This is a genomic window from Oceanobacillus picturae, from assembly GCF_000612865.1.
Lineage (GTDB): Bacteria > Bacillota > Bacilli > Bacillales > Amphibacillaceae > Oceanobacillus_B > Oceanobacillus_B jordanicus.
In genome coordinates this window covers 274472-282316 of sequence record NZ_CCAX010000004.1, presented here as the reverse complement: position 1 = coordinate 282316, position 7845 = coordinate 274472, and the positions used below count along the sequence as shown (strand labels likewise).

Here is a 7845-nt window from a genome sequence, read left to right as displayed (position 1 = left end):
AGGTCTGGTAGTAATAGCGGAGAGGTCACACCTGTTCTCATGCCGAACACAGAAGTTAAGTTCTCCAGCGCCGATGGTAGTTGGGGCTTTGCCCCTGCAAGAGTAGGACGCCGCCAGGCGAATTGAAAAGGGTTATGCATATTAAATGCATAACCCTTTTTGTGTTTTTAGATTGGAATTGTAATTATGAACCAAGAATATTAATGAACCATAAAATCTAAATATGAACTTTGAAATTCTAGTAGCAGTAAAAAGATCCTACCTGATGCGTAGTTAGCAAACTTCGTTGTTAAATTATGATGAGCTTTTATTAGCTTTATAAAGGACGTGTTAAGCCTTTTAACCCACCTAAGATTAAAGATAGGAGGAGAGAACTGGAGGAAAGTAAAAGATACTCTGATTATATTAACATAACAGATAGGTAACCATTAATACATAAGTGAAAAAGTTTGGAAAACAACAGAACGCTTCACAAAAAGAGACCATTGCCGCAGCTTATAAGGGGGAAAGAGTGATATTAGTGCCTGGATCGGATAACTAGGATTGCTAATAATGTTTCGCTTCTAACAATATATGAGGAGTTTCTTTTTAATTTGGATTTTTAGCTAAGAGTGAGAGGAAGAAACAAAAAATTATACAAGTATGACTCCTGTATATATTGATTTTAAAAGGCGAAGTAATGAACTACCTAGGTGTTAATACTTTCAGTTAAATCTAAAGAAGTAATTATGTGATTTTATTATAAAGATCTTTCTAATCTTGGAATAAGTAATCTTATAAACCAACCAATTATAGGATAAAAACTCTTTGATGGCTAACCTAAAATAAGGTAGTAAGGAGGTTTAAGGATGGCAAAAATATTACTCGGAATTTAGATCAAAAACTTTCTTACATGAAATTTAAACATATTAGTTATTAAAGTTGAAAAGAAGTGCATGGAAAGAAAAGTAGCATTTAATTATGGAATCATCCTTGTAGTGGGTGTTTGGTTAAAACCAATTATGAAAAGGAAAAAGCAACTACTTCTCAGTTATTAATTATAAACAACAGAGGGACCATTGATAGAAAAGCCTATAGTGGAGAAGAATGGGGCAACTTTTTATTATTAATATTAATGACGTTAGAAAATCTCAGCGCGATATATTCATAACTTTTAACCCCGAAGTTTAAAACTTATAGTGTTTTTACAATAGGATAATATCGAAGTTCAGGTATTAGAAACTTATCGCTAAATTACAAAAGGCTTTAAGGGTCTATCCCCCTCTCTCGCAACTGAAGAAATAACAATTAAAGCATAAGTTGCTGTTGTACATAAGCCTTTTCCGGAATTTTAAGAGCTACAAAGTAGTAGGGTTGAAAAACTAAATTAATATTGTCGAAGAAATCAACTTTAAAGAGTGGCACCAGTAATGCTGTGAAAAGGTTACGTTAGCTTTTTAATTGTTTCAGACAAGTGTATACGAAGAGTAACACTCAACTGAAGGTAAAACTTTAGTTGAAATGTGTAGAAAGCGGAAATCAATTTTATGTCATATAACGTTTAGTTATACTGAGAGAAACCTGCTATTACTTTACTTAGCACTACATGGTTAAACACTATCTAGTAAGTTTGATAAACGTTCTTTTTAATTTTTCTTCTAGAAACTATTGACACTTAGGTTGAATAAATGCTATATTTATCAAGTCGCCAAATTCGACAGCAATCGACAACTTGATTGAAACATTTAAATAAAAAAGTTGTTGACAGTTTGATTTGAAAATGGTATGATATAAAAGTTGCTTCAAAAAAAGCAACAAAAACAAATTGCTCTTTGAAAACTGAACAAAACAACTAGTATGTCAAGGAAAAACAGACTTTCTGTTTTTCGAAGAAATACAAGCAGAAGCCAGTGGAGCTGACGGATACTAATAGATCGAGGACTTAACTAACATTTTCTATGATTCGTTGTTACCTCTTATTTAGTTTTTAGGGTATAAATAAAAACCCCTTGCATTTTCTTTGAAAAATGCATATAATATGGTCAGTTATCAAGGAAGTTTGAAGTGATTCATTTTCTTTCTATGAGAAACACAAAATGACCTATATGAACGAGGTCTGGTAGTAATAGCGGAGAGGTCACACCTGTTCTCATGCCGAACACAGAAGTTAAGTTCTCCAGCGCCGATGGTAGTTGGGGCTTTGCCCCTGCAAGAGTAGGACGCCGCCAGGCAAACTGAAATGCTAAGTTCACATTTATTGTGTCTTAGCATTTTTTTGTATATTGTTATAATGTTAGAAGGGGACGTATGGGTTTCTCTCTACTAATTAAGGAAAGATTATCATATATTATAAAGAGAAAGACATTGTGGGGAGGTGTGAACACTGGAATCATTTATAGAAGGAATGCTTGGGGAAGACTTCCTCCTTATTATGGCCCGTATACTGTTTGCGCTACTGTTGTCGGGTTTAATTGGATTTGAAAGAGAAATTAAAAATCACTCAGCTGGTTTTCGGACACACATTCTTGTAGGCGTTGGGGCATGTTTGATGATGCTACTATCTTTATATGGATTTGACGTGTTTATGGAAACACATGAGAATGTACAATTTGATCCAGCGCGTATTCCCTCATATGTTATTAGTGGTATTGGGTTTTTGGGTGCCGGTACGATCATAGTATATGGAGGTACAATAAGAGGATTAACTACTGCTGCCTCTATCTGGACAGTGGCAGGTATTGGCCTAGTCGTTGGCGCTGGCATGTATGCAGCTGCCCTTTTTACAACCATTGTTATTTTGTTAAGTTTAATCTTCCTTAATAACTTTGAAAAGCTCTTTAGAAAAGGGAGTACTTCCAACCTGATTCAAATTGTTGCACTGCCCGAGATAAAAGTGAATGATGTGGTATCCGTTTTTGAAAAGTTTAATTTGTCCATTAAGAATGTAGAAATTATTAAAGCAGAGCATGGTATACGGAATATCTTTATAAAAATTGATAGAAATGATCAGTTAAACAGAATCCACTTTTTTGAGGAGCTCTCTCGTATTGAGCATATAAAGAACATATCTGAAATTTGAAATCGAATAAACTTACAAAGAATCTTACAGTATTATCATAGCTGTAAGATTTTTGTACGCTATAAGAGAAATCAGAGGTTTCGCCCTTGTTGTTTTTGTCTAAGATAAATAGGGAAAACAATTATTTGCATCTCTTGTGATTTGTCGTATAATAAGAATATAGTCAAAGATAGTCAAAGTCAAAAGCCTTTGTTGAAAAGGAGGTGCATAGTATGAGCAATATTTCCGACATCATTGAAAATTATTTAAAACAAATTCTTCAAGACAGAGGGAAAAATGCAATTGAAATAAAACGAAGTGAAATTGCCGATCAGTTTCAATGTGTGCCCTCGCAAATAAATTATGTTATTAAAACAAGATTTACTGTGGAAAAAGGGTATATAGTAGAGAGTAAACGGGGCGGCGGAGGATATATTCGAATCATGCGTGTTATTCATCAAGACAATTCCGAACTTATCGATGAAATTATAAACATGATTAATCCGACGGTAACGCAGCAGGCAGCAATAGATGTTCTCGATCGATTACTCGATGAACAGCTTATTACACCACGTGAAGCGAAGATCATGCTAAGTGCCATAGGAAGGAATACGTTAGCGTTTCAACTTCCTTTGCGAGATGAAGTGCGCGCAAGGGTCTTAACGGCCATGCTGTCCACATTGAAATACTTAAATAAGTAAGGGGGGTTTTTCATGGAATGTCAGGAATGCCATGAGCGTCCTGCAACACTGCACTTTACACAATACGTTAACGGACAAAAAAGTGAAGTTCATGTTTGTGAGGTTTGTGCAAAGGAAAAGGGATATATGAACTATCCTGAAGAAGGATATTCGTTGCATAACTTACTTTCAGGCTTAATGAATTTTGATACCTCTACGATTAAGGGACCGCAGCAAAATACTTTTAAGCAGGTACAAGAATTACAATGTCCAAAGTGCGAGATGACATTTTCTGAATTCAAGCAGGTGGGGAAATTCGGTTGCGCTGTATGCTATGACACGTTTTCTAGTCGCCTGGATCCTATATTCCGTCGTGTTCATGCAGGGAATACAAAGCATCAAGGTAAGATCCCCAAACGCCAAGGCGGAGACCTGCATAATAAAAAATTAATGGAAGATTACAAGGCAAAATTAAGAAGACTGATTGAAGATGAAGCCTTTGAAGAAGCTGCTGAAGTAAGAGATAAAATAAAGGCGTTGGAAAATAATACACAGGATCCGGAAGAGGGTGATCCTTCATGACATTACAAAATTTTATGAATGAAGCAATTAGTCCTTGGATGCGTGAGGAAGGGCCTGACAGTGACATTGTATTAAGTAGCCGTATACGTCTGGCGCGCAATTTTGCGAATGTGTCCTACCCAATTATTGCAGATAAGGATAAATTGGAAGAGATTCGTGATTTCTTCCGTGACAATTATGAGAATCAATCATTTGAGGAATATAAAGACTTCGCTTTTGTGGCGATAGGGGATTTATCCCCTGTTGAAAAACGAGTACTGGTGGAGAAACATTTAATCAGCCCCCATCTTGCGGAAAACGCAGAGATCGCTGCAGCTTTAATTTCGGAAAATGAACAGGTTTCCTTAATGGTCAATGAAGAGGATCATATTCGTATCCAGTTGTATCTCCCAGGTTTCCAACTGGAAAATGCATTGCAAAAAGCTTTTACATTTGATGATTTCCTTGAGGAAAAAGTCAATTATGCTTTTGATGAAACGAGAGGTTACTTAACAAGCTGCCCGACAAATGTCGGCACTGGCATGCGTGCTTCTGTTATGATGCATCTGCCCGCTCTGGCGATGACCAAGCAAATTAATAGGATGATTCCAGCGATTAACCAGCTCGGCCTTGTAGTACGAGGGATCTATGGTGAGGGCAGTGAAGCAATAGGGAGCATTTTCCAAATATCTAATCAAATTACACTTGGTAAGACAGAGGAAGACATTGTCGAGGACCTACAAAGTGTTGTAAAGCAGCTAATTGATCATGAGAGAAAAGCACGCAGTCGAATTATGGAGCAATCAAGAACCTCATTGGAGGATCGAATTTTCCGTTCATATGGAGTCTTGGAATACAGCAGAGTCATCGAATCAAAAGAAGCAGCTGTTTGTCTCTCCAATGTACGACTTGGTATTGATTTAGGATTCATTGAAAACGTATCGCGGAATATATTAAATGAACTAATGATTTTAACTCAACCAGGGTTTCTTCAACAATATGCGAAGCGTACACTTACCGCCAATGAACGAGATGTACTTCGCGCTTCATTGATCCGGGAAAGACTGCAATTGGAAAAATAGTTAGGAGGAATACAATATGATGTTTGGACGATTTACAGAGAGAGCACAAAAAGTGCTTGCCTTGTCACAAGAAGAAGCGGTCCGTCTCGGGCACAATAATATTGGAACAGAGCACATCTTACTAGGACTGGTTCGTGAAGGTGAAGGCATCGCTGCGAAAGCATTGCAGTCCCTCGGATTGGAAGTAGCAAAAATTCAGGAAGAAGTAGAAAAACTAATTGGTGTGGGCAAACAACCAATGCAATCTATTCACTATACCCCACGAGCAAAAAAGGTGGTAGAGCTGTCACAGGATGAGGCAAGAAAGCTAGGGCATTCCTATGTCGGAACAGAGCATATCCTTCTTGGTCTTATTCGTGAAGGTGAAGGGGTAGCAGCCCGGGTGCTTAATAATCTAGGTGTGAGCCTTAATAAAGCGAGACAACAGGTGCTTCAATTACTTGGGAGCAATGAATCTCAGGCAGGTCGTCAGGGCCGTGGGCAGCAGTCTAGTGCCAATACACCGACATTAGATTCACTAGCAAGAGATTTAACGGTAAGTGCGAAAGAGGGGAAAATAGACCCTGTTATCGGCCGTAGTAAAGAAATTGAACGTGTCATTCAAGTGCTTAGCCGTCGTACAAAGAATAACCCTGTTCTTATTGGTGAACCAGGTGTCGGGAAGACAGCTGTTGCAGAAGGTTTAGCACAGCAAATTATTGACAATGAGGTACCAGAAACATTACGGGATAAACGCGTTATGACCCTAGATATGGGTACAGTTGTTGCGGGTACAAAGTATCGTGGTGAGTTTGAGGATCGTCTTAAAAAGGTGATGGAAGAAATTCGCCAGGCGAACAATATTATACTGTTCATCGATGAATTACACACCCTAATCGGTGCTGGTGGTGCAGAAGGGGCGATCGATGCCTCCAATATTCTAAAACCATCCCTAGCACGTGGTGAACTGCAATGTATTGGTGCCACAACCATGGATGAGTATCGTAAATACATTGAAAAAGATGCAGCGCTTGAGCGTCGTTTCCAACCAATCCAAGTGGATGAACCAACATTGGATGAGACGATTCAAATTTTGAGTGGCTTGCGTGATAGATATGAAGCACATCACAGGGTAACGATAACGGACGAAGCGATTGAGGCAGCAGCAAATCTTTCTGACCGTTATATTACGGACCGCTTTTTACCTGATAAAGCAATTGATTTAATTGATGAGGCTGGTTCTAAGGTACGCTTGCGTTCCTACACCGTTCCACCAAATCTAAAAGATCTTGAACAAAAGCTAGAAGAAGTACGTAAAGAAAAAGACGCAGCTGTTCAAAGCCAGGAATTTGAAAAGGCAGCTTCTTTACGAGATTCTGAGCAACGCCTACGGGAAGAGCTAGATGAAACGAAAAATCAATGGAAAGAAAAGCAGGGACAAACAGATTCTGAAGTAACAGTAGAAGATATTGCTAGCGTTGTTTCCATCTGGACTGGAGTACCTGTTTCCAGATTAACGAAGGACGAGAGTGACCGTCTGTTAAACATGGAGGATACCTTACACAAACGCGTGATTGGCCAAGAGGAAGCAGTAAATGCAATCTCCAAAGCAATTCGCAGAGCGCGTGCTGGTTTGAAAGATCCGAAGCGACCAATTGGTTCTTTTATCTTCTTAGGACCAACAGGAGTTGGGAAAACGGAGCTTGCCCGTGCGCTAGCTGAGACTATGTTTGCCGATGAGGACGCTATGATCCGAATTGATATGTCCGAATATATGGAGAAGCATTCCACCTCAAGGCTTGTTGGGTCACCTCCAGGTTATGTGGGATATGATGAAGGTGGACAGCTAACAGAAAAAGTCCGTAGAAAACCTTATTCTGTTGTCCTGCTCGATGAAGTAGAGAAGGCACATCCAGAAGTATTTAACATTCTATTACAAGTCCTTGAAGATGGAAGGTTAACCGATTCTAAAGGGCGTTTAGTAGACTTCCGTAATACCGTGCTCATTATGACATCCAATGTGGGAGCAAGTGAGCTGAAACGGAGTAAGAACCTTGGTTTTACCCTTGGGGAAGAAGGCCAGGACTATAAAGATATGAAGGCAAAAGTAACAGAGGAAATGAAGAAAGCCTTCCGTCCTGAGTTCCTTAACCGTATTGATGAAATGATTGTCTTCCATTCTCTTGAGAAGAAGCATATGAAAGATATTGTCACTTTAATGGTCAATCAACTACAAAGTAGACTAAAAGAACAGGATATCAATTTCTCTCTTACTGATAAGGCAGTAGAAAAAATTGCGAATGAAGGATTTGATCCAGAATACGGTGCCAGACCGCTAAGACGTTCCATTCAAAAAAATATAGAAGACCTCTTATCAGAGGAGTTATTGAAGGGAACCATAGAAAAAGGTCAAAAAATAAAAATAGGGCTGAACAGTAAAGGGGAATACACCTTATTGCCGTAAAGATAGTCGCTATGAGATATGGTAAAAGCAGTTTGCTAACTT

Annotated in this window: 5 protein-coding genes and 2 rRNA genes; all 7 read left to right on the top strand. The window is 38.6% G+C overall.

All coding sequences use genetic code 11. The features are described from left to right. Positions 1–3 precede the first annotated feature (3 nt). The 7 genes from rrf (BN988_RS18180) to clpC all read left to right on the top strand — a co-directional run bounded on the left by rrf (BN988_RS18180) (position 4) and on the right by clpC (position 7803). Positions 4–119 (top strand): 5S ribosomal RNA (rrf, locus tag BN988_RS18180). Positions 120–2094: 1975 nt separating this feature from the next. Then, positions 2095–2210: ribosomal RNA gene (rrf, locus tag BN988_RS18175) — 5S ribosomal RNA — on the top strand. A 173-nt stretch (positions 2211–2383) separates the two neighbouring features. Further along, positions 2384–3058 (top strand): MgtC/SapB family protein, encoded by a 675-nt coding sequence (locus BN988_RS18170; RefSeq protein WP_182858842.1) that lies wholly within the window; start codon positions 2384–2386, stop codon positions 3056–3058. 212 nt (positions 3059–3270) lie between these two features. Then, positions 3271–3738 carry a CtsR family transcriptional regulator gene (locus tag BN988_RS18165; protein WP_036578708.1) on the top strand — a complete coding sequence of 156 codons (468 nt, stop codon included), beginning with the start codon at positions 3271–3273 and terminating at the stop codon, positions 3736–3738. Positions 3739–3750: 12 nt separating this feature from the next. After that, the gene (locus tag BN988_RS18160) at positions 3751–4299 is read left to right on the top strand and encodes a UvrB/UvrC motif-containing protein (RefSeq protein WP_036578707.1); all 549 of its coding nucleotides are present in this window, start codon (positions 3751–3753) and stop codon (positions 4297–4299) included. Then, positions 4296–5360, top strand: coding sequence for a protein arginine kinase (locus BN988_RS18155; protein WP_036578705.1), 1065 nt, complete (start codon positions 4296–4298; stop codon positions 5358–5360). Before BN988_RS18160 ends, BN988_RS18155 begins: the two co-directional genes overlap by 4 nt. A gap of 16 nt (positions 5361–5376) precedes the next feature. After that, the gene (gene clpC / locus BN988_RS18150; RefSeq protein ID WP_036578704.1) at positions 5377–7803 is read left to right on the top strand and encodes an ATP-dependent protease ATP-binding subunit ClpC; all 2427 of its coding nucleotides are present in this window, start codon (positions 5377–5379) and stop codon (positions 7801–7803) included. The last annotated feature ends 42 nt before the right edge of the window (positions 7804–7845 follow it).

What these genes read in the sequence shown, in the direction of transcription:
- BN988_RS18170 (WP_182858842.1), top strand. Translation starts at nt 2,384, where the DNA reads ATGCTTGGGGAAGACTTCCTCCTTATTATGGCCCGTATACTGTTTGCG.
- BN988_RS18160 (WP_036578707.1), top strand. Translation starts at nt 3,751, where the DNA reads ATGGAATGTCAGGAATGCCATGAGCGTCCTGCAACACTGCACTTTACA.
- BN988_RS18155 (WP_036578705.1), top strand. Translation starts at nt 4,296, where the DNA reads ATGACATTACAAAATTTTATGAATGAAGCAATTAGTCCTTGGATGCGT.
- BN988_RS18165 (WP_036578708.1), top strand. Translation starts at nt 3,271, where the DNA reads ATGAGCAATATTTCCGACATCATTGAAAATTATTTAAAACAAATTCTT.
- clpC (WP_036578704.1), top strand. Translation starts at nt 5,377, where the DNA reads ATGATGTTTGGACGATTTACAGAGAGAGCACAAAAAGTGCTTGCCTTG.